Source organism: Trinickia dabaoshanensis (assembly GCF_002879885.1).
GTDB lineage: Bacteria > Pseudomonadota > Gammaproteobacteria > Burkholderiales > Burkholderiaceae > Trinickia > Trinickia dabaoshanensis.
Genome location: NZ_PNYA01000021.1, coordinates 40,194 through 59,646, shown reverse-complemented (window position 1 = coordinate 59,646; position 19,453 = coordinate 40,194). Strand labels below are relative to the sequence as shown.

The window sequence follows — 19,453 nt, the reverse complement described above, 5'->3', positions numbered from 1 at the left end:
TTCAGACACGGCCGAAGACGGCATCCGATGCGATGTCGTTGACGAGACGGCCGAGACCGTCGATCTCGCAAACGACTTGGTCCCCGGCATCGACATTGATAACGCCTTCGGGCGTACCCGTGAGAATCACATCTCCCGGGGAGAGCGTCATGAAGCCGCTCAGGTATTCGATGAGTGTAGGCACGTCGGTAACGAGGTCGCGCGTGTTACCGCGTTGGTGCAAGGTGCCGTTCACGAAAGTACGCAATTGTAGATTCGCAACGTCCGGGATGTCGGCGGCTTCGACGAACCAAGGGCCGAGGACGGTGCTGCCATCGCGGTTTTTGACGCGCAGGTTCGGGCGGTAGTAGTTCTCCAAGTAGTCGCGAATCGCATAATCGTTGGCGATGGTGTAGCCCGCGACGTGCTCCATCGCTTGCGCGCGACGAACGTTGCGCGCCGTGCGGCCGATGACGACGGCCAACTCGCACTCGTAGTGCATGAACGTGACGCCGGCCGGCCGGCGCGTGACGCCGCGGTGCCCCAGTACCGTGCCCGGTCCCTTCAAAAACACGAGCGGTTCTTCCTGCTTCGAGAACTGCAATTCTTTAGCGTGTTCGGCGTAATTGAGGCCGAGCGCGAAGATCGTACCCACCTCGATGGGCGCGAGCCAAACGACATCCTCTTCGCGCACGATCCGGCCATCGGCGAGCCGCAACAGCTCGCCGCACGGATACGCTTCATGAATGGCGCCTGAGTAGGCTACGCGAGCGCGCATCATCGAGTGCCTCCGGCCGGTTGCGATTCGTTGACGAACGATACGCGAAGCGGTGCGAAATCGCCGATGACGATGTCGGCGTCGTCTCCGGCGCGCGCGACCGGCGTGCCGTGCGGTACGCCGAGCGTGAGGATGTCGCCGGGCGCGAGCGTCATGAAATCGGTCACGTCGGCGAGCAAGCGCGCGACACTACGAACCGACGTAGCGGTCGTCGCTTCGAAGGGCGGGCGGCCGGGAATATCGACGCGAATCGCAATCCGATCGGGATTCGGAACATGCTGCTTCGCGACGAGTGCGGGGCCGATCACACAGAATCGATCGCGCGCCCGAAAGCGCACCGAGGGCCGATAAACGCTTGCATGGGGAAGGCTGAGGTCCGCGACCGCGGTGTACCCGGCGACATAATCGAGCGCGTTTTCCATGCTCACGCGCGTTGCCGTGCGGCCGATCACGATGCCGAGCGAGGCGCCGATTTCGATACCGTTCGCGTCGGCGGGCACCTCGACGCAAGCGCGATGACCGGCGAGCGTATTGCGCGGCTTCAAATAAAGGACGGGGGCTTTCGGCGGTGCTTTATAGGGTGCCTCGTGCATTGCCTCGCCGAGGGCTTCGAGCGCTGCGCGGTCGTTGAGCAGCACGCCGTACACCGCCTGGCACACCGGCGGCCGCAGGGCCACGCCGCGCGCAAGCAGGTCGCGCAGCGCGGCGGCGTCGAGTTCGAGCGGCAACGCATCGCCCTCGACATGGACGAGATGGTCGGTCAGCGTAAACATGTACCGGGTCCGGGATGAAAAATCGCTAATATGTTAGCGAGTCTGCGCTTGATATGATCTCCGGTCAACAAGATCGCGGTGTTCGCGCGGGTTTTCCCTCGATGCGCCGCGTCTGATTCGTCTTCCCATTGCCATGTCCCATTCCGCTGCCCACGGTCCCGTCCACCGTAACTTGCCGATGCTGCTTCTGCGCGCGCGCGAAAAAATGATGGAGCGGTTTCGGCCGCTCTTGACCGCGAACGGGTTAACCGAGCAGCAATGGCGCGTGATTCGCGCGCTCGACGAGAACGGGCCGCTCGAGCCCCGCCAGATTTCGGATCTCTGTACGATTTCGAGCCCCAGCATGGCGGGCGTACTCGCGCGCATGGAAGGGATGGGCCTAGTCACGAAAGAGCGCTTTCCCGACGATCAGCGGCGTGTGCGCGTGTCGCTGACCAAGAAGAGCGCGGCGTTGGTGCGTGCGTTGTCGAAAGATCTCGAGCGCCAATACCGGTTGCTCGAGCAACAAGTCGGGCCGGACGTGGTCGCCGCCGTCTATGGCGCCGTCGATGCGCTGCTGGCCGGGCTCGAGAAAGCGTGAGCGGCGCGGCCACGCTCGTTGCCGCGCTTGTGCTCGTAGTATTGTTTCGTTTGCGAATCAGTGAGTTATACGATGAGCCAGCAAGTTACCCACAAGCTTGCTCACAAAATCTGGGGATAACCCTAGCCTCATGCGAAGACTTCCTCCGTTAGGCACCCTTCAGGTATTCGAGGTGGTGGCCCGCCACCGCAGCTTTACACGTGCCGCCGAACAGTTGTGTCTCACGCAAGGGGCCGTCAGCCGGCAGATCCTTGCGCTCGAAGAACACTACAAATGCGCGCTCTTCGTACGCGGGAGCAAAGGGCTGACGTTGACGGTGGAGGGCGAGATCTTGTTGCCCGTCGTCAAGGAGAGCCTGGCCAGGATCGAGGAAGTCTCGCTTCGTTTGACCCGGCAGCGCACCGATCTTGCCCTGAAGGTGCCCACCTGCATCATGCGCTGGATGCTCCCGAAGATCCTGCGCTTTCAGAGCGACCATCCGCAATTGCAGGTCAAGACCACGACGACCTGGCAGCATCACGTCGATTTCACGTCCGAGCCGTTCGATGCCGCGATCATCTACGGATCTTCGCCCGGCGCGCAGGTGCACGCGATCGCGCTGTTCGACGAGCAACTCATTCCGGTTTGCGTGCCCGAATTGATCGAGGAGCGGCCGCTCGAGGCGGTGGACGACTTGGCACACCACACGCTGCTGCATCCGACTCGAGATCATCGGGATTGGAAGCTGTGGCTCGGCCACGCGGGCGCGAACCGAGTCGATCCTGACCTTGGCTTGAGCTTCGAAAGCTTGGATCTAGCGACCAATGCGGCGATGCAAAGGCTCGGTGTCGCGATCAGCGATAAAACGCTCGTGAGCGAAGACATTGCCGCGAAGCGCCTCGCGACGCCGTTCGATAGGGCGGTCGAAACGGGGTTTCGTTATTACTTCGTCTACCCGGACAGCGTGGCGCACCAACCCAAGGTCCAGCTTTTTCGCGATTGGATTACACGGCTGCGCGACAGCGGTTATGCCGAGCCTACCGGGCGGTGAAGCGCACGGTCTTGCCCGGCCGCTGCCAACCTTGTGTTCCCGAGCGCCTTCGCCCGCCAAATCAGTGACTTAGGTCGTTAGCCCGCAAGTTACCCACAAGCTTGCTCACAAAATCTGGGGATAACCCAAAGCTAGGGCGGCTAGCGATTCGCTCTCGATATCGGTCCATGTGAATTTCGAATTGTTCGGCTATCGGATTCGCTTCAAGATCCGATGCACAGACATTTCGACGCGAGAGGAGACGCCGCATGAAGTTGGTACGCTTTGGTGCGCGAGGCCAGGAGCGGCCCGGCATCGTGGATACGCTGGGCCGGATTCGCGACCTGTCCGGTCATGTGGCGGACGTATCGGCCGGCGCGCTGTCCGACGCGACGTTGCGCGCGCTTGCCGCGCTCGATATCGATACATTGCCGCTGGTGCCGGAAGGCACGCGCCTCGGCCCCTGCGTCGGGCGTGTCGGCAAGATGATTTGCGTCGGCCTGAACTACTCCGATCATGCTGCCGAATCGAACATGCCCGTGCCGACCGAGCCCGTCTTGTTCATGAAGGCTACGAGTGCGATCGTCGGCCCCGACGATGACGTCCACATTCCCCCAGGTGCCGAAAAAGTCGATTGGGAAGTCGAGCTTGGCGTGGTCATCGGCCGCGAAGCGCGCTATGTCTCGCGCGAGCGGGCGTTGGAACATGTCGCCGGTTATTGCGTCGTCAACGACGTGTCCGAACGCGCTTATCAACTCGAACGCGGCGGGCAATGGGACAAGGGCAAGGGGTGCGACACGTTCGGCCCTCTGGGCCCGTGGCTCGTGACGCGCGACGAGGTGCCCGATCCGCAAGCGTTGCGGCTATGGCTGGACGTGGACGGTCATCGCTATCAAGACGGCAATACGCGCACGATGATTTTCGACGTCGCCACGCTCGTGGCGTACATCAGCCGGTTCATGAGTTTGCAGCCGGGCGACGTCATCTCCACCGGCACGCCGCCGGGCGTGGGGATGGGCCGCAAGCCCGAGCCCGTCTATCTGCGCGCGGGACAGACCATGCGGCTCGGCATCGACGGGCTCGGCGAACAGCGGCAGCGCGTGGTGGCCGCGACGACGGCGGAGGCGCCATGAATGCCATCGATTTGAGCGGACGCAGCGTCGTCATCACGGGCGGCGCGCGCGGCATCGGCTATGCGGTGGCGCAACGCGCGTTGCGCTCGGGCGCGGCCGTGTCGCTATGGGACGTGGATGCCGAGCGGCTCGCGCGCAGCGAGCGCGAACTCGCCGAACTCGGCACTGTGTCGTCGGTCGTCGTCGAACTGACCGACGAAGGCTCGGTCGATGCGGCCGCGGCTGACACGGTAGCGCGGCACGGCGCCATCGACGTGCTGGTCAACAGCGCCGGCATCACGGGCGGCAACGGCTTCACGTGGGAGTTGAGCCCCGACGTATGGCGCCGCGTGATCGAGGTGAATTTGATCGGTTCGTATCTGACTTGCCGCGCTGTGGTGCCGCGCATGCTCGAGAAAGGTTACGGCCGCATCGTCAACATCGCATCGGTCGCGGGCAAGGAAGGCAATCCGAACGCCTCCCACTACAGCGCTTCGAAGGCCGGCCTGATCGGGCTGACCAAGTCGCTCGGGAAGGAACTCGCCACGCGCGGCATCCTCGTGAACGCAGTGACGCCCGCGGCGGCGAAGACGGAAATTTTCGATTCGATGTCGCAACAGCACATCGACTACATGCTCGCGAAGATCCCGATGAATCGTTTTTTACTGCCGGACGAAGCGGCATCGATGATTCTCTGGCTCGCATCCGAGGATTGCGCATTCAGCACGGGCGCCGTATTCGATCTGTCGGGCGGCCGCGCTACCTACTAACGCGCCGGCGCAAGCAGTAACCGAGTCAATCAACGGGAGTTCAATCGTCATGGCCATGCCCAAGATCAAGCATGTGCGCGCGTTTACCGTTCGCGGCGGCGGCGCCGACTATCACGACCAGGCGAACGGACACTGGATCGACGATCACATCGCGACGCCCATGGCGCGCTATCCGGAGTATCGGCGCAGCCGGCAATCGTTCGGTATCAACGTGCTTGGCACGCTCGTCGTCGAAATCGAGGCGAGCGACGGGACCGTCGGTTTCGCCGTGACGACGGGCGGCGAAATCGGCGCGTTCATCGTGGAGAAGCACCTCGCGCGATTCTTGGAGGGACAGTGCGTGACCGACATCGAGAAGATGTGGGATCAGATGTATTACGCAACGCTCTACTACGGACGCAAGGGCATCGTGCTGAACACGATCTCCGGTGTCGATCTCGCGCTGTGGGACCTGCTGGCCAAGGTGCGTGCGGAGCCCGTCTATCAGTTGCTCGGCGGGCCGGTGCGCGACGAGCTGCAGTTTTATGCAACGGGCGCACGGCCCGATCTCGCGAAACAGATGGGCTTTATCGGCGGCAAGCTCCCGTTGCAGCACGGACCGGCCGAAGGAGAGGACGGGCTCGCGGCGAACTTGGCCAAGCTGGCCGATATGCGCGCGAAAGTGGGCGAGGACTTCTGGCTCATGTACGACTGCTGGATGAGCCTCGATGTGACGTACGCCAAGCGCTTGGCGCAAGGCGCGGCGCCTCTGGGTTTGAAGTGGATCGAAGAAGCGCTCTCGCCCGACGATTACTGGGGATATGCCGACCTGCGCCGCGCCGTGCCGCCTGGCATGATGGTGTCCACCGGCGAACACGAGGCCACGCGCTGGGGGTTCAGGATGTTGCTCGAGATGCAATGTTGCGACCTGATTCAGCCGGATGTGGGCTGGTGCGGCGGCATCACCGAGCTCATCAAGATCTCCGCATTGGCCGACGCGCACAACGTCATGGTCGTGCCGCACGGCTCGTCCGTTTATAGCTACCACTTCGTCGTCACGCGTCACAACTCGCCGTTTGCGGAGTTCTTGATGATGGCGCCGAACGCCGACGAGGTCGTGCCGATGTTCACGCCGCTTTTGCTCGACGAGCCGATCCCGGTCAACGGCCGCATGAAGGTGCCCGATCGGCCCGGCTTCGGCGTGCGGCTCAATCCCGAATGCGCGCTCGTTCGTCCGTACACGCACTGAGCGCAAGGTGAGGAGAACCGAAGTGTTGCTCAACGACAAAGTAGCGATCGTGACCGGCGGCTCGCGCGGGATCGGGCGCGCGATTGCGGTGGCCTGCGCCCGCGAAGGCGCCGACGTGGTCATCAACTACTGGGGCGAGAACGACGCATCGTACGGCCGCCGGTCGGCGATCGACGAGGTGCTCGCGCAGATCGAATGGCACGGGCGCCGGGCGATCGCCGTCGAAGGCAACGTCGCGCTGCCGCAAACGGGCATCGATCTCGTGCGTCACGCCGTCGATGCGTTCGGGAAAGTAGACGTACTGGCGAGCAACGCGGGAATTTGCCCGTTTCACGCGTTCCTCGACATGCCGCCCTCGGTATTGGAGCGCACGGTCGGCGTGAACTTGAACGGCGCGTTTTATGTGACGCAGGCGGTCGCGAGACAGATGAAAGAGCAGGGAACGGGCGGGGCGATCGTCGCGACGAGTTCGATCAGCGCGCTGGTGGGCGGCGGCATGCAAACGCATTACACCCCGACCAAAGCCGGGGTGCATTCGCTCATGCAGTCATGCGCGATTGCGCTCGGCCCGTATGGCATTCGCTGCAATTCGGTGATGCCGGGCACGATCGCCACCGATCTGAATGCGCAAGATCTGGCCGACGGGGAGAAGCGCGCCTATTTCGAGCGCCGCATCCCGCTCGGCCGGTTAGGCGCACCGGAGGACGTGGCCGACTGCGTGGTGTTCCTCGCGTCGGACATGGCGCGCTATGTGACGGGCGCCGCGCTGCTCGTGGATGGGGGCTTGTTCGTCAACCTTCAGTGACGCGCCCGAGCGGGGATGTCCGCAATCGGTTGGGAGAAACGGCGCAGCAGCCCGACGAAGTGATGCGCCGCCTCGGGAAGCGGCTCCTCTTTGCGCGTCACGATGCCATAGCCGGGCAGGCTTTTGCCGATCTCGAGCGGCAACTCGACGAGAAGTTTTCCGCGAACGTGATCGCGTACGACCGATTCGGGCAGCATCGCGATCGCATCGTAGGTTTCGATGAGCTGCAGGGTCGCGAAGATGGAGCCGCACTCGATCATGTTGGCCGGCGTATTGAGCCCGGCTCGCGCGAGTTCTTCCTCGAACAGGACACGCGCTGGACTCGTGACCGGTTGCGCGACCCACGGCCATTGAACGAGTTCGGCGAGCGAGACCGACTCGCGGCGCGCAAGCGGATGGTGCGTTCGTACGACGAGAACCAATGTTTCGCGGGCCAGCGGTTCGAAGTGAAAGTCGTTGTGTTGCAGGGACGTGGTGAGCCGGGCCAGCGCGAGATCGATCTCGCGGCGATACAGCAGTTGCACGATTTGGTCGCTCGTCTCGCCGAGGATGCGCACGTTCAAAAGCGGACGCTCCGTCTTCAATGCGGCGACGGCAAGCGCGAGTACGTCGGGCGCGGCGCCCATGATGGCGCCGACCGTCAACTGGCCGTGCCCACCCTTGCGTTTCACGTCGAGATCCTCGGCGAACCGAGTCAGTTCGGCGAGCGCGCGGCGGGCATAGGCCAGTACGACCGCGCCGAGCGTGGTAGGCGTCATGCCGCGGGCGTTGCGTTCGAATAGCTGAAAGCCGAACGCCTCTTCCACGTCGCCGAGCATACGGCTCGCGCTGGGCTGCGCGACGTTGATTTGGTCGGCGGCTTGGTGCACGTTGCGCATGTCGTCGAGTGCCACGAGCAGAGCGAGGTGCTTGAACTTGAGCCGATTGACGAGGGAGAGGACGACGGCTGGTGAAGGCATGAAGTGATTCGCTTTTTGGATCACCCAATGATGATAACGGATTGGTTTGTTATCGCTCGGCGAATTATAGTCGCAGCGACACGCCAACGTAGCGCAAATCAATAGGCTGACAATGAGCGGAGACACGAAGACGGGCCCAAGGAGCGCCACGATGCAAGTGGTCGATCCGCACGTGCATTTCTGGGATCTGCGCACGCATCGGTATCCGTGGCTCGAGCGTCCCGGCACATCGTTCGTCGGTGACGCCATCGCACTGAAGCACGACTATTTGCCGGATACGTTCCTGCACGAGGCCGGTGCGATCGACGTGGTCAAAGTGGTTCATGTCGAAGCCAATCACGATCCGGCCGATCCTGTCGAGGAGACGCGTTGGCTCCAGTCGCTGACGGATCACGCGGCCGGTCCCCGCAAGCTGCCCGACGCGATCGTCGCATGGGCCGACCTGAGCGCACCCGATGCGCACGCGACGCTCGCCGCCCATGCGGCATTCCCCAACACCCGGGGCATTCGGCAAATCTTGAACGTCCATAGCGATCCGCTCTATGGATACGTCGATCGGCATTTCATGCGCGACCCCGTTTGGCTCGAGAATTTTGGATTGCTCGCGCGATACGGTTTCTCCTTCGATCTCCAACTCTATCCGTCGCAGATGCGGGAAGCGGCGCAGCTTGCGCAACGGTATCCGGACGTGCAGTTCGTGCTCAATCACGCCGGAATGTTCGTCGATCGCGACAGCCCCGCCGGGTACCGCGCTTGGCGCGATGGGCTGCGCCTGCTTTCTTCGTGTCCGAACGTCGCGGTGAAAATCAGCGGCCTCGCCATGTTCGATCATGCATGGACCGTCGAGAGCTTGAGGCCCTACGTGTTGGAGACGATCGACGCGTTCGGCGTCGAGCGCGCGATGTTCGCCTCGAATTTTCCCGTCGATCGCTTGTTTGGCGGTTACGAGGCGCTATGGCGTGCGTATGCGCGCGTCGTCGCGGGCACCAGCGAGGCGGAGCGGACGGCGCTCATGCGCGGCAACGCCGAGCGCATCTATCGCATATAGACGCGGCTTTGCGCGAACCATCGACGATTCGAACCATGGAGACGAACTTGAGTATGGACAGGGACACCGCCTCGCCGCGCATGCCGCGTCTCGCCTTGCTTGGTGCGAGCAAGTCGTTCGGACAGGTGCGCGCGCTGATCGACGGCAATCTCGAACTGATGCCGGGCGAAGTGCATGCGCTGCTCGGCGAAAACGGCGCGGGTAAATCGACGCTGGTCAAAATCCTGGCCGGCGTCCATGCACCCGATAGCGGCGAGTTGAAAGTGGATGGCGTCGCGCGACGCTTCTCGTCGCCTGCCGACGCGCGCGATGCCGGCATTGCGGTGATCTATCAAGAGCCGACGCTGTTCTTCGATTTGTCGATTGCCGAGAACATTTACATGGGTCGGCAGCCCGTGGATCGAATCGGCCGCATCGACTACGAGACGATGCATCGCGAGGTGGCGGATCTGCTCGAATCGCTCGGTGTCGATTTGAAGCCTCGGCAACTGGTGCGTGGTTTGTCGATCGCCGATCAACAGGTGATCGAAATCGCGAAGGCGCTCTCGTTGAACGCGAACGTGCTGATTATGGACGAGCCCACGGCGGCGCTGTCGCTGCCCGAAGTGGAGCGCTTGTTTGCAATCGTGCGCGCGTTGCGAGAACGCGGTGCGGCGATCCTGTTCATCACGCATCGGCTCGAAGAGGTATTCGCGTTGACGCAGCACGTGACCATCATGCGCGACGGCGCCAAGGTGTGCGACGCTCCCACCACCGAGATGACGACGGCTGCATTGGTCGCCAAGATGGTCGGTCGGGACCTCGAAACGTTTTATCCAAAGGCGGAGGTGGTGCCCGGCGAGATCAAGCTTTCGGTGCGAGGCCTGACTCGTACCGGCGTATTCAAGGACATCTCGTTCGATGTGCGCGCGGGGGAGATCGTCGCGCTCGCCGGGCTGGTCGGTGCCGGGCGCAGTGAGGTGGCGCGCGCGATCTTCGGCATCGATCGCCCCGACGCGGGCGAAGTGCGCGTGGCGGGCCGGCGGCTCGCGCCGGGCCGCCCGGCCCTGGCGGTCAAGGCCGGCCTCGCGATGGTGCCGGAAGACCGGCGTCAGCAAGGGCTCGCGCTCGAGCTCAGCATTGCCCGCAATGCCTCGATGACGGTGCTTGGCCGCCTGACGCGCTTCGGCCTCATCTCGGGCGCGCGCGAAGCGGCGCTGGCTCGCGATTGGGGCGCGCGTTTGCGGCTGAAAGCCGGCGATATGGGCGCGGCCGTCGGCACGCTCTCCGGCGGCAATCAACAGAAAGTCGTGCTCGGTAAATGGCTGGCGACGGGCCCGCAGGTGCTCATCATCGACGAGCCGACGCGCGGTATCGACGTGGGCGCGAAGGCCGAGGTCTACGCGGCGCTATCGGATCTCGTGCGCGAAGGGATGGCGGTCTTGATGATATCGAGCGAGATGCCGGAAGTGCTCGGCATGGCCGATCGCGTGCTCGTGATGCACGAGGGGCGGATCAGCGCCGAAATCGATCGGGCGCACGCGAGCGAGCAGCGCATCATGAGCGCGGCGCTCGGGCAAGCGGACATACACCTGGGGCAAGCAGCATGACGACGCGCGCCGATACGATCCGCCACCCTACCGCCGCGGCCGCCCCCGCCATTCCGGGCTGGCTTGCGCATTTGGCCCGGCGCCGTGAAACGGCATTGTTCCTTGTGTTGATCGTGCTCGTCGTAGGTACGGGACTCGCCCGTCCGCAATTTCTGAACCTGCAGAACTTGCGCGACGTCTTGCTCAACGTCTCGATCGTCGGCTTGCTGACGGCAGGGATGACGGTCGTCATGCTGATGCGGCACATCGATCTGTCCATCGGATCGGTGCTCGGCGTGAGCGCCTATGGGGTGGGGTGTCTGTACGTCGCGTTTCCGCACATGCCTGTTCCCTTGGCGCTGGCGGCGGGCGTAGCGATCGGGCTTGCCGGGGGCTTCATCAATGCGGTACTCGTCGCACTCGGGCGCGTCCCCTCGCTCGTCGCGACGCTCTCCACGCTGTACGTATTCCGCGGCGCGGACTACGCGTGGGTCAACGGCGGCCAGATCAACGCGAGCAGCCTACCCGAAGCCTTTTCGCGGCTCGCGACGGGCTCGGTCTTCGGCATTCCGACGCTCGTCTCGATCGCCGTGTTCGTTCTCGCCGGCCTCGGCTGGTATTTGAAGTCGTTCCGCGGCGGCCGCGAGCACTATGCGATCGGCTCCAATCCGGAGGCTGCGCGCCTGGCCGGCATTCAGGTCGAACGCCGCGTGATGGCCGGCTTTTTGATCTCGGGGGCCATCGCCGGCCTCGCGGGCGGGTTGTGGCTAGCCCGCTTCGGCACCGTCGATGCGAGCACGGCCAAAGGCATCGAGCTGCAGGTCGTGGCCGCAGCCGTCGTGGGCAGCGTGGCCATCAACGGCGGCGCCGGCACGATTCTCGGTGCGACGCTCGGTGCGCTCGTGCTGGGGGTGATCAATATCGCGCTGGTGGTATTGCGCATCTCTCCGTTCTGGGAGCAAGCCATTCAAGGTGCGCTGATCGTCGCGGCCGTGGCTGCCGATACGCTGCTTGCCCGTTCCTTCGCTAAACGCATGATGAGAAAGCGCGACCATGGCTGATACCGTTCCGTCGGCAGTGCCTCGCAGACGCCCCGTTCACGTGGGCTGGGAGACGATGCTCGCCGTCATTCTCGCGGGTTCGATCGCATTGGGACGCCTGTTGTCTCCCGTGTTCCTCCAGACTGACAACCTCAGCAACATCTTGCTCGATATCACCGAGATCTCGCTGATGGCGCTGCCGATGACGCTCATCATCGTAACGGGAGAAATCGATCTATCGGTGGCATCTGTGCTCGGTGCATCGAGCGCGTTGATGGGCGTGGTCTGGCACGCGGGCTTGCCGATGCCGCTCGTCATCGCGCTCGTCGTTGCGGGCGGCGCCGCGGCCGGCGCGCTGAACGGATGGCTCGTGGTGGGGCTGGAGCTACCCTCGCTGGCCGTCACCATCGGCACGCTCGCGCTCTTTCGCGGCCTCGCCTACGTCTTGCTCGGCGATCAGGCCGTGGCCGATTTCCCGGCTTCCTATACGGCGTTCGGCATGAGTACGCTCGGCGCCACCTTCGTGCCCGAACCGTTTGCGATCGTCATCGTCGGCGCCGTGCTGTTCGCCGTCGTGCTGCATGCTACGCCGTTCGGACGCAGCTTGTACGCGATTGGCGCCAACGCGTCGGCGGCGCGCTTCTCGGGCATCGACGTGCGCAACGCCAAGTTCCGGCTGTTCGTGCTGTCGGGGCTCGTCAGCGCCGTCGCCGGGATTATTTTTACGCTGCGCTTCACGAGTGCGCGCGGCGACAACGGCGAAGGCTTCGAGCTAGCCGTCATCGCGGCGGTGCTGTTCGGCGGCGTCAGCATCTTCGGCGGACGCGGTTCGCTCTACGGCGTCTTGCTGTCGCTCGCGATCGTCGGCGTGCTCCGAAACGCGCTGACGCTCGTGGATGTATCGAGCGAAACGCTGACTATCGTGACCGGCTTGCTGTTGCTGTCGTCCGTCCTGATCCCGAATCTGTTGACGGGCTGGCGCGCGCGGCGGGAGAAGCGGCTCGTCGTGGCCAGGCGCTGAGCGCGCCGCGTTCGTATCGGTAAGCGGCGTTGATCGAAGCGGCCGGATGCGCTGTCCGGTCATTTAAGTGAAAGAAGTCATGAGGAGACAAACGATGCGCGCAACGTTACGCGCCGCGGTCGCGGCGACCTATGTCGGCTTGCTGTTCGGACTCGCGTCCACGGCAGGCGCGGCGGATATCAAGGACGGTTTGAAAATCGCATTCGTGCCCAAGCAGATCAACAACCCCTACGAGGTGACGGCGGACAACGGCGGATTGGCGGCAATCAAGGATTTCAAGGGCGACGGTAAGGTGGTCGGCCCATCGGATGCCGGGGCGTCCTCGCAAGTCCAATACATCAACACGCTGACGACGCAGCACGTCGATGCGATCGTGATTGCCGCGAACGATCCCAATGCGCTCGTTCCGTATCTGAAGCGCGCGATGGCGCGCGGCATCAAGGTGGTGACGTTCGATTCGGATACCGCGCCGGCGGGCCGGCAAATCTTCGTGAATCAAACGAACGCGGAAAATATCGGCCGTGGGCAAATCCAATTGGCGGCCAGTATGATCGGAAACGAGGGCGAATTCGCGATCTTGTCGGCCACGCCGAACGCGACGAATCAGAACACGTGGATCGGCTGGATGAAGGAGGAACTGAAGAAGCCCGAGTACGCGAAGATGAAGCTCGTGAAGATCGCTTACGGCAACGACGACGATCAACAATCGTTCGTGGAAACGCAAGGGCTGCTGCAAGCGTATCCGAACTTGAAGGCGATCATCGCCCCGACCTCCGTCGGGCTCGCGGCGGCGGCCCGGTATATCTCGTCGTCGCCGAGCAAGGGCAAGGTCGTGGTGACGGGCTTGGGTACGCCGAATCAGATGCGAGAGTTCGTCAAGAACGGCACCGTGAAGGCGTTCCAACTGTGGGACCCGGGCCAACTCGGGTATCTCGCGGCTTACGCTGCGGCGAACCTCGCATCGGGGGCGATCAGCGGTAAGCCCGGGGAGACGTTCTCGGCGGGCAAGCTCGGCTCGCGCACGATCGGTAAGGATGGGGAGGTCATTCTCGGGCCGCCTCAAACCTTTAACGCCGGCAATATCGATCAATTCAACTTCTAAGCGGTTCATCCGGCGCGCGGTGGCGGATCGAGGTTGCCGCCCTAGCGCGCCCGCGCATTTTCACCTTCCGAATCAGCGCCTTAGCTCGCAAGTTCCCAGGTTACCCACAACCTTGCCAACAAAATCTGGGGATAACCGGCCGGGCCAACCGGCGTTCGAGGCCCCTTCGCGAGCCGGCCCGAAGCCCATCTCCATTCCGTCGCATTGCTACAACTCGATACATAGCGGAAACAAGCACGATACGTGTGCGGTTTCAAATCGTCCCTGGCTGCTGACCGCGCATACGTTGCGTCGCGCTTGGCGCCGAGCGGGGCCGGGCGAGCCGGCTTGCTTGGAGCCGACCGTGGACGCGGAACCCCGTTCGATGTGGAGAGTTGAAAATGAGCGATCGAAAGACTTGGTTGATATCAGGATGTTCAGGTGGGTTGGGGCGCGCACTCGCGCATGCCGTGCTGCAAAGCGGCGACCGGCTCGTGGCTGCCGCGCGCGACGCATCGCGCCTTGCCGATCTGGTTCAAGCTCACGGCGAGGCCGTTCGCACGATCGCGCTCGATGTGGCCGACCCGCATGCCGCGCGCGAGGCGGCCGCGTACGCGGCGAGGGAGTTCGGCTCGCTGGACGTCCTCGTCAACAACGCGGGCTACGCCGACGTTGCCTCGATCGAAGACATGACCGAGCGCGCGTTTCGCGACCAGATCGACATCAACTTCTTCGGCGTGGTCAATCTGACGCGTGCGGCATTGCCGATCATGCGTGCTCAAGGCTCCGGCCACATCATCCAAATTTCGTCGGTGGGAGGCCGCGTCGGCGGCCCGGGATTGAGCGCTTACCAGAGTGCGAAGTGGGCCGTCGGCGGGTTTTCCGAGGTATTGGCGAAAGAGGTGCGCGGTTTCGGCATCCGAGTGACCGTGGCGGAGCCTGGCGGCATGCGCACGCACTGGGCCGGCGCCTCGATGACGATTCCCGAAATCAGCGAGCCGTACCGGCGCGTCATCGAGCCGGTCGTGCGGCGCATGCGCGAAGCGGACGGCAAGCAACCGGGCGATCCGGCCCGCATCGCTCGCGTGCTGCTTGACGTTGCGGCATCGCCCACGCCCCCGTTGCGCCTGCTCCTGGGCAGCGACGCGGTGGCCGTGGCGCGGGAAGCGGTGAAAGTGCGTGCCGAGGAGGACGCCCAATGGCGCGAGGTCAGCGAATCGACCGCGTACCGGGCGGACGAAGCATAGCTTGGCGCCGCTCGCTCTCATACCTAGGTATGAGTCCCTCATCACAACGCGCGAGTCGACTAGCCGCTGAGCGGATATGGCGGATGAGCGCTTCTCCTTAAGCTTTACGCATTGCCAATAAGGCGACACGTCGATGGTGGTTGCCTTCAACGGGAGAGTGGTCATGGTGAACGTCGATTCGCACAACGCACTGCCGGTCCGGCCGGAGAACGCGTGGACGCATCTGGTTCGCGATCTTCTTTGCGGCCCGTCCGCCGAGCGCAAAGTGTTTCGCTCCGCTCGCGCGCGCCGCTCGCTCGGCGATTACCGGCCCGTGCAAGACGGCACGTCGCCGAACGTCACCGTCACGATCGAGGAACGTTTGGCGAGCCGGCTCATCGCGGTGACCTGGAGCGATTCGACCTGCTGTAGCTATCGCGGTCAACTTTGGCGATATGCGATAGCGAAGCAGACGGGCAAATGCGCGCTCTCCGGTGAGTCCATTAAAAGAGGCGACGCTGTGTTCCGGCCGAGGACGCGTGCACGCAACATCCCTTTGAACCGAGACGCGATGATCCTCGTCGCGTCGATCGACGCACGCTGCGCCGCCTCGGCGGAGCGTGCGTGATGAAGCCATTGCCGGGCGAGGCCCCAGTCTCCCTGCGCAGGCAAAACCGATTCATTTTCTTTCTTGGAGATACGAGTATGTCCGATCAAATCAACGAACGCCGCCGCCGCATGCTGGGTACCGGCATCGCGGGAATCGCGCTATTGGGCTCGGGCCTGAGCGAAATCGTCCACGCGCAATCATTGCCTGCCGCAACCGGCTCGGCAACGGGCGAACGCGCGAAATCGTTCGGCACGCTGCGTCAGGTTCAAGCCAATGGGCTCAGCATCGGATACGTCGAAGCGGGGGCGCCCGATGCGCCACCCGTCATCTTGCTGCACGGCTGGCCCTACGACGTCTACAGCTTTGCCGAAGTCGCGCCGTTGCTGGTATCGGCCGGCTATCGCGTGCTCGTGCCTTACCTGCGCGGCTACGGTCCCACGCGCCTTCTCTCTGCGGATGCGCCGCGCAACGGTCAGCAAGCCGTGGTCGCCGTGGACGTCATCGCGTTCATGGATGCGTTGAAGATCAAGCAGGCGGTGATCGGCGGCTTCGATTGGGGCGCGCGCACGGCCGATATCGTCGCGGCGCTCTGGCCCGAGCGCTGCAAGGCGCTCGTCTCGGTCAGCGGCTATCTGATCGGCAGCCAAGAGGCGAACAAAAAGCCGCTGCCGCCGCAGGCCGAATTGGCTTGGTGGTATCAGTTCTACTTCGCGACGGACCGCGGCGAGGTGGGCTATACGGCGAACCGGTTCGAATTCAACAAGTTGATCTGGCGGCTGGCGTCGCCGCAGTGGCGCTTCGACGATGCGACGTATGCGCGTTCGGCCGAATCGTTCGACAACCCCGATCACGTGGCGATCGTCATTCACAACTATCGGTGGCGCCTAGGCCTCGCTCAAGGCGAGCCGCAATACGACGATCTGGAAAAGAAGCTCGCCATGTCGCCCGATATCTCGGTGGCGACGATCACGATGGAAGGCGATGCGAACGGTGCGCCGCATCCGCAGCCCGCTGCTTACGCCAAGAAGTTCAAGGGCGCGTATCAGCATCGCAACATCGGCGGCGGTATCGGTCACAACTTGCCGCAAGAGGCGCCGAAAGCGTTCGCCGACGCCATCGTTCAAGTTCAAAAGCTCTAAATCGCATGTACGTCCGCTGCGGCCGAGGGCGCGCAGCGGATGGCGGCGAAGGCGCTAAGACAGGCCGAGCAACGTTCGAACCTGCGCCTCGGTTTCGGCATAGCTGCCTTCTCCGAAGTGGCTATAGACGAGGTTGCCCTTTTTGTCGAGCAGATAAACGGCCGGCCAGTATTGGTTGCCGTAGGCATTCCACGTGGCGTACTGGTTGTCTTGCGCGACGGGGTAGGTGATGCCGTAGCGTTTGATCGCGTCCGTCAGGTTCTTCGTGTCGCGCTCGAATGCATATTCGGGCGTATGTACACCGATGACGACGAGCCCCTTGTCGCGATACTTCTCGTACAAGCTTTCCACATGGGGCAGCGTATGCACGCAATTGATGCAATCGAAGGTCCAAAAGTCGACTAACACCACCTTGCCGCGCAATTGCCGAAGACTCGTGGGTGGGCCGTTCAGCCAACGTTCGATGCCGGCGAACTCGGGCGCGGGCGCGCCGGTGGCGATCGCCGCGGCACCGGGTGACGACATGCCTGCCGAGGCGTAGGCAACGAGCGCGGCCGCGGCGACGCTGGCAAAGACGGTTGCGATCTTGATCCGTTTCAACATGGTTACACCTCCAAGGAATGGGCTTCAGGTGTATTTGAGCGCCGCGACGTATGCGGCATTTGTCGGAACAAGCGGCATGCGAATCGGCGTGTATCTGAGCTTACGGCGGATACGTTCGAATACAAAACGATTCGCGGCCCGACCCGTTGTGATGGACGTGTATCGCTATGTATCCACGCGTTCGCCCGACACGTTGTGTTGCTAATCGTCGGTTTTATGAAATCTATCGGATACCTAAGGCCGTTCAAATGTGCAGGTGGCCATCAAGGCCGTTGCCATCCCGGCATCGGGCCGGGGCAACCATCGATACGCTCTAGGAGTCAATGATGCTGTTCGTCGTCATCGGGTTCTTGGGCGGGGTGCTGACCATCGCGAGTCCGTGCATCTTGCCCGTCGTACCGTTCGTGTTCGCGCGTTCGGATCGGCCGTTTTTCACGAGCCGGCTGCCGCTTTTGATCGGTCTTGCATGCACCTTCGCGCTCGTCACCGGGATCGGTATCGCTGGCGTGAGCGGCGCCGCGCAACTGGATCGCTACGGGCGGTGGGTATCGCTTGCGCTATTCGCGGTGTTCGGCGCCTCGCTCGTGTTTCCGAAGCTGGCCGCGCGATTTTCCGGGCCGTTCATCCGCGTCGGCAATCGTCTGCTCGCGCTGTCGAACGCAGGCGGCGGCCGTCATCAAGTGCTCTCGGCGCTCGTGCTGGGCGCGGCAACGGGCATGCTCTGGGCGCCGTGCGCCGGCCCGATTCTCGGCGCCATTCTCGCCGGGGCGGCGCTGCACGGGGCGAGCTGGCGAACCGCGGCCGCGCTGTGCGCCTACGCCGCCGGTGCGGCGACATCGCTTGCCGTCGTCTCTCTCGTGCAAGGCAAGGTGCTCAAGCGGATGCGTCACGTCGCGAGCGTGGGCGAGCCGGTTCGGCGCGCGATGGGCGTGCTCGTCTTGGCCGCGGTCGCCGCGATCGCATTCGGATTCGACGGCGTCGCGCTCGCGCATGTCCCATCGGCGCCGACCAACGGTATCGAAAGCAGGCTCGTTGGATGGCTCGCATCGAACGATACTCGCCGTTCGGGTTCGGCAGCGCCGCTTGCCGCCCGTGCCGAAGCGCCCACGCCGGCGCCCTTGCCGGTGGAAGGCCGCTTGCCCTCGCTCGGCGGCGCCGACGCCTGGCTCAATTCGCCGGCAATCGCGAGCGACGATTTGCGAGGCAAAGTGGTGCTCGTCAACTTTTGGACGTATTCGTGCATCAACTGCTTGCGAACGTTGCCGTATTTAAAAGCCTGGGAGAACCGCTACGCCCGCGAGGGGCTCGTGGTGATCGGCGTGCATACCCCGGAGTTCGGCTTCGAGCATGAGGCATCGAACGTCAAACGGGCGGCAGGCGATTTGGGACTTCATTACCCCATCGCGATCGACAATGGCTACCGCATTTGGCAAGCATTCGGCAATCAATATTGGCCGGCTTTCTATATCGCCGATGCGCAGGGCCGGGTTCGCTACCACCATTTTGGCGAAGGCGACTACGAGACGGCGGAGCGCCTGATTCGACAACTGCTCGCACAGGCGAACGGCGCCGAGCCGGCGCCCGGACGCGCGACGCTCGATGCAACGGGCGCGCTCGCGGCGGCGGATCAAGCCGATATCGGCTCGGGCGAAACGTATCTCGGCTATCGGGAGGGTACGGGCTTCGCGTCGCCCGAAGGCGTGAAGCAAGACACGTTGGCCGCGTACTCCGTTCCTCGGGAACTTGCGCTCGATACGTGGGCTTTCGGCGGAACGTGGAAGATCGGCGCCGAGGCCGCCGTCTCGGGGCAGGCGCATGCGCGCATCGCCTACCAGTTCCATGCAAGGGACTTGCATCTCGTGCTGGCTCCGAGTTCGAACGGAAAGCCGGTGAGGTTTCGCATTTCCATCGACGGTAAGCCGCCCGGCGCCGCGCATGGCAGCAATACGACGGCCGATGGTGACGGCACCGTGACCAGCGCGCGTCTGTATCAACTCGTGCGGCAAAGCGCGCCGGTCGAGACGCATACGTTCACGATCGAATTTATCGACCCGGGCGTCCAGGCTTATACGTTCACGTTCGGTTGATACAGGCCGGCGTTTCTCGGCAAACGAACAAAGGTTT

General features: G+C 63.5%; 19 protein-coding genes. 15 read left to right on the top strand and 4 right to left on the bottom strand.

Annotated features, from left to right (window positions below; translation table 11 throughout):
* Position 1 precedes the first annotated feature (1 nt).
* Positions 2 to 760, bottom strand: coding sequence for a fumarylacetoacetate hydrolase family protein (locus tag C0Z18_RS21455; protein WP_102647452.1), 759 nt, complete (start codon positions 758 to 760; stop codon positions 2 to 4).
* On the bottom strand, positions 757 to 1,530 hold the full coding sequence (locus C0Z18_RS21450) for a fumarylacetoacetate hydrolase family protein (RefSeq protein ID WP_102647451.1): 774 nt from the start codon (positions 1,528 to 1,530) through the stop codon (positions 757 to 759). Before C0Z18_RS21450 ends, C0Z18_RS21455 begins: the two co-directional genes overlap by 4 nt.
* A gap of 133 nt (positions 1,531 to 1,663) precedes the next feature.
* Here C0Z18_RS21450 and hpaR point away from each other — a divergent pair, with 133 nt between their 5' ends.
* From hpaR to C0Z18_RS21420, 6 genes are all read left to right on the top strand, one after another.
* On the top strand, positions 1,664 to 2,110 hold the full coding sequence (gene hpaR / locus C0Z18_RS21445) for a homoprotocatechuate degradation operon regulator HpaR (protein ID WP_233217417.1): 447 nt from the start codon (positions 1,664 to 1,666) through the stop codon (positions 2,108 to 2,110).
* 130 nt (positions 2,111 to 2,240) lie between these two features.
* On the top strand, positions 2,241 to 3,140 hold the full coding sequence (locus C0Z18_RS21440) for a LysR substrate-binding domain-containing protein (RefSeq protein WP_102647449.1): 900 nt from the start codon (positions 2,241 to 2,243) through the stop codon (positions 3,138 to 3,140).
* A 248-nt stretch (positions 3,141 to 3,388) separates the two neighbouring features.
* Positions 3,389 to 4,252 carry a fumarylacetoacetate hydrolase family protein gene (locus C0Z18_RS21435; protein WP_102647448.1) on the top strand — a complete coding sequence of 288 codons (864 nt, stop codon included), beginning with the start codon at positions 3,389 to 3,391 and terminating at the stop codon, positions 4,250 to 4,252.
* Positions 4,249 to 5,001, top strand: a complete 753-nt coding sequence (locus C0Z18_RS21430; RefSeq protein WP_102647447.1) for an SDR family NAD(P)-dependent oxidoreductase — start codon at positions 4,249 to 4,251, stop codon at positions 4,999 to 5,001. The genes C0Z18_RS21435 and C0Z18_RS21430 overlap by 4 nt, the downstream gene beginning before the upstream one ends.
* Positions 5,002 to 5,050: 49 nt before the next feature.
* Positions 5,051 to 6,229, top strand: a complete 1,179-nt coding sequence (gene rhmD, locus C0Z18_RS21425; RefSeq protein ID WP_102647446.1) for an L-rhamnonate dehydratase — start codon at positions 5,051 to 5,053, stop codon at positions 6,227 to 6,229.
* 22 nt (positions 6,230 to 6,251) lie between these two features.
* On the top strand, positions 6,252 to 7,034 hold the full coding sequence (locus C0Z18_RS21420) for an SDR family NAD(P)-dependent oxidoreductase (RefSeq protein WP_102647528.1): 783 nt from the start codon (positions 6,252 to 6,254) through the stop codon (positions 7,032 to 7,034).
* Here C0Z18_RS21420 and C0Z18_RS21415 read toward each other — a convergent pair.
* A complete protein-coding gene (locus C0Z18_RS21415) occupies positions 7,028 to 7,993 on the bottom strand; it encodes a LysR family transcriptional regulator (RefSeq protein WP_102647527.1) in 966 nt (321 codons plus the stop codon). The genes C0Z18_RS21420 and C0Z18_RS21415 overlap by 7 nt on opposite strands.
* Before the next feature lie 151 nt (positions 7,994 to 8,144).
* Here C0Z18_RS21415 and C0Z18_RS21410 point away from each other — a divergent pair, with 151 nt between their 5' ends.
* The 8 genes from C0Z18_RS21410 to C0Z18_RS21375 all read left to right on the top strand — a co-directional run bounded on the left by C0Z18_RS21410 (position 8,145) and on the right by C0Z18_RS21375 (position 16,726).
* Positions 8,145 to 9,041 carry an amidohydrolase family protein gene (locus C0Z18_RS21410; RefSeq protein ID WP_102647445.1) on the top strand — a complete coding sequence of 299 codons (897 nt, stop codon included), beginning with the start codon at positions 8,145 to 8,147 and terminating at the stop codon, positions 9,039 to 9,041.
* Positions 9,042 to 9,094: 53 nt separating this feature from the next.
* A complete protein-coding gene (locus C0Z18_RS21405; RefSeq protein WP_102647526.1) occupies positions 9,095 to 10,630 on the top strand; it encodes a sugar ABC transporter ATP-binding protein in 1,536 nt (511 codons plus the stop codon).
* Positions 10,627 to 11,670 (top strand): ABC transporter permease, encoded by a 1,044-nt coding sequence (locus tag C0Z18_RS21400; RefSeq protein WP_102647444.1) that lies wholly within the window; start codon positions 10,627 to 10,629, stop codon positions 11,668 to 11,670. The genes C0Z18_RS21405 and C0Z18_RS21400 overlap by 4 nt, the downstream gene beginning before the upstream one ends.
* Positions 11,671 to 11,725: 55 nt before the next feature.
* Complete coding sequence (locus tag C0Z18_RS21395; protein ID WP_408647087.1) at positions 11,726 to 12,670, top strand: ABC transporter permease; 945 nt, start codon at positions 11,726 to 11,728, stop codon at positions 12,668 to 12,670.
* A 94-nt stretch (positions 12,671 to 12,764) separates the two neighbouring features.
* A complete protein-coding gene (rhaS, locus tag C0Z18_RS21390) occupies positions 12,765 to 13,772 on the top strand; it encodes a rhamnose ABC transporter substrate-binding protein (protein WP_102647525.1) in 1,008 nt (335 codons plus the stop codon).
* A 380-nt stretch (positions 13,773 to 14,152) separates the two neighbouring features.
* Positions 14,153 to 14,998 carry an oxidoreductase gene (locus C0Z18_RS21385; RefSeq protein ID WP_102647442.1) on the top strand — a complete coding sequence of 282 codons (846 nt, stop codon included), beginning with the start codon at positions 14,153 to 14,155 and terminating at the stop codon, positions 14,996 to 14,998.
* 163 nt (positions 14,999 to 15,161) lie between these two features.
* Positions 15,162 to 15,605, top strand: a complete 444-nt coding sequence (locus C0Z18_RS21380; RefSeq protein ID WP_158244271.1) for a DUF3331 domain-containing protein — start codon at positions 15,162 to 15,164, stop codon at positions 15,603 to 15,605.
* A gap of 77 nt (positions 15,606 to 15,682) precedes the next feature.
* Complete coding sequence (locus C0Z18_RS21375) at positions 15,683 to 16,726, top strand: alpha/beta fold hydrolase (RefSeq protein WP_102647440.1); 1,044 nt, start codon at positions 15,683 to 15,685, stop codon at positions 16,724 to 16,726.
* Between the two features lie 54 nt (positions 16,727 to 16,780).
* Here the strand turns inward: C0Z18_RS21375 and C0Z18_RS21370 are convergent, their stop codons facing one another.
* Complete coding sequence (locus tag C0Z18_RS21370) at positions 16,781 to 17,329, bottom strand: thioredoxin family protein (RefSeq protein WP_102647439.1); 549 nt, start codon at positions 17,327 to 17,329, stop codon at positions 16,781 to 16,783.
* Between the two features lie 326 nt (positions 17,330 to 17,655).
* Here C0Z18_RS21370 and C0Z18_RS21365 point away from each other — a divergent pair, with 326 nt between their 5' ends.
* On the top strand, positions 17,656 to 19,416 hold the full coding sequence (locus tag C0Z18_RS21365; RefSeq protein ID WP_102647524.1) for a cytochrome c biogenesis protein DipZ: 1,761 nt from the start codon (positions 17,656 to 17,658) through the stop codon (positions 19,414 to 19,416).
* The last annotated feature ends 37 nt before the right edge of the window (positions 19,417 to 19,453 follow it).

Excerpts from the sequence above, each read along its gene's own strand:
- C0Z18_RS21455 (WP_102647452.1), bottom strand. The coding sequence starts at position 760 with ATGATGCGCGCTCGCGTAGCCTACTCAGGCGCCATTCATGAAGCGTAT.
- C0Z18_RS21450 (WP_102647451.1), bottom strand. The coding sequence starts at position 1,530 with ATGTTTACGCTGACCGACCATCTCGTCCATGTCGAGGGCGATGCGTTG.
- hpaR (WP_233217417.1), top strand. The coding sequence starts at position 1,664 with ATGTCCCATTCCGCTGCCCACGGTCCCGTCCACCGTAACTTGCCGATG.
- C0Z18_RS21440 (WP_102647449.1), top strand. The coding sequence starts at position 2,241 with ATGCGAAGACTTCCTCCGTTAGGCACCCTTCAGGTATTCGAGGTGGTG.
- C0Z18_RS21435 (WP_102647448.1), top strand. The coding sequence starts at position 3,389 with ATGAAGTTGGTACGCTTTGGTGCGCGAGGCCAGGAGCGGCCCGGCATC.
- C0Z18_RS21430 (WP_102647447.1), top strand. The coding sequence starts at position 4,249 with ATGAATGCCATCGATTTGAGCGGACGCAGCGTCGTCATCACGGGCGGC.
- rhmD (WP_102647446.1), top strand. The coding sequence starts at position 5,051 with ATGGCCATGCCCAAGATCAAGCATGTGCGCGCGTTTACCGTTCGCGGC.
- C0Z18_RS21415 (WP_102647527.1), bottom strand. The coding sequence starts at position 7,993 with ATGCCTTCACCAGCCGTCGTCCTCTCCCTCGTCAATCGGCTCAAGTTC.
- C0Z18_RS21410 (WP_102647445.1), top strand. The coding sequence starts at position 8,145 with ATGCAAGTGGTCGATCCGCACGTGCATTTCTGGGATCTGCGCACGCAT.
- C0Z18_RS21405 (WP_102647526.1), top strand. The coding sequence starts at position 9,095 with ATGGACAGGGACACCGCCTCGCCGCGCATGCCGCGTCTCGCCTTGCTT.
- C0Z18_RS21400 (WP_102647444.1), top strand. The coding sequence starts at position 10,627 with ATGACGACGCGCGCCGATACGATCCGCCACCCTACCGCCGCGGCCGCC.
- C0Z18_RS21395 (WP_408647087.1), top strand. The coding sequence starts at position 11,726 with ATGCTCGCCGTCATTCTCGCGGGTTCGATCGCATTGGGACGCCTGTTG.
- rhaS (WP_102647525.1), top strand. The coding sequence starts at position 12,765 with ATGCGCGCAACGTTACGCGCCGCGGTCGCGGCGACCTATGTCGGCTTG.
- C0Z18_RS21385 (WP_102647442.1), top strand. The coding sequence starts at position 14,153 with ATGAGCGATCGAAAGACTTGGTTGATATCAGGATGTTCAGGTGGGTTG.
- C0Z18_RS21380 (WP_158244271.1), top strand. The coding sequence starts at position 15,162 with ATGGTGAACGTCGATTCGCACAACGCACTGCCGGTCCGGCCGGAGAAC.
- C0Z18_RS21375 (WP_102647440.1), top strand. The coding sequence starts at position 15,683 with ATGTCCGATCAAATCAACGAACGCCGCCGCCGCATGCTGGGTACCGGC.
- C0Z18_RS21370 (WP_102647439.1), bottom strand. The coding sequence starts at position 17,329 with ATGTTGAAACGGATCAAGATCGCAACCGTCTTTGCCAGCGTCGCCGCG.
- C0Z18_RS21365 (WP_102647524.1), top strand. The coding sequence starts at position 17,656 with ATGCTGTTCGTCGTCATCGGGTTCTTGGGCGGGGTGCTGACCATCGCG.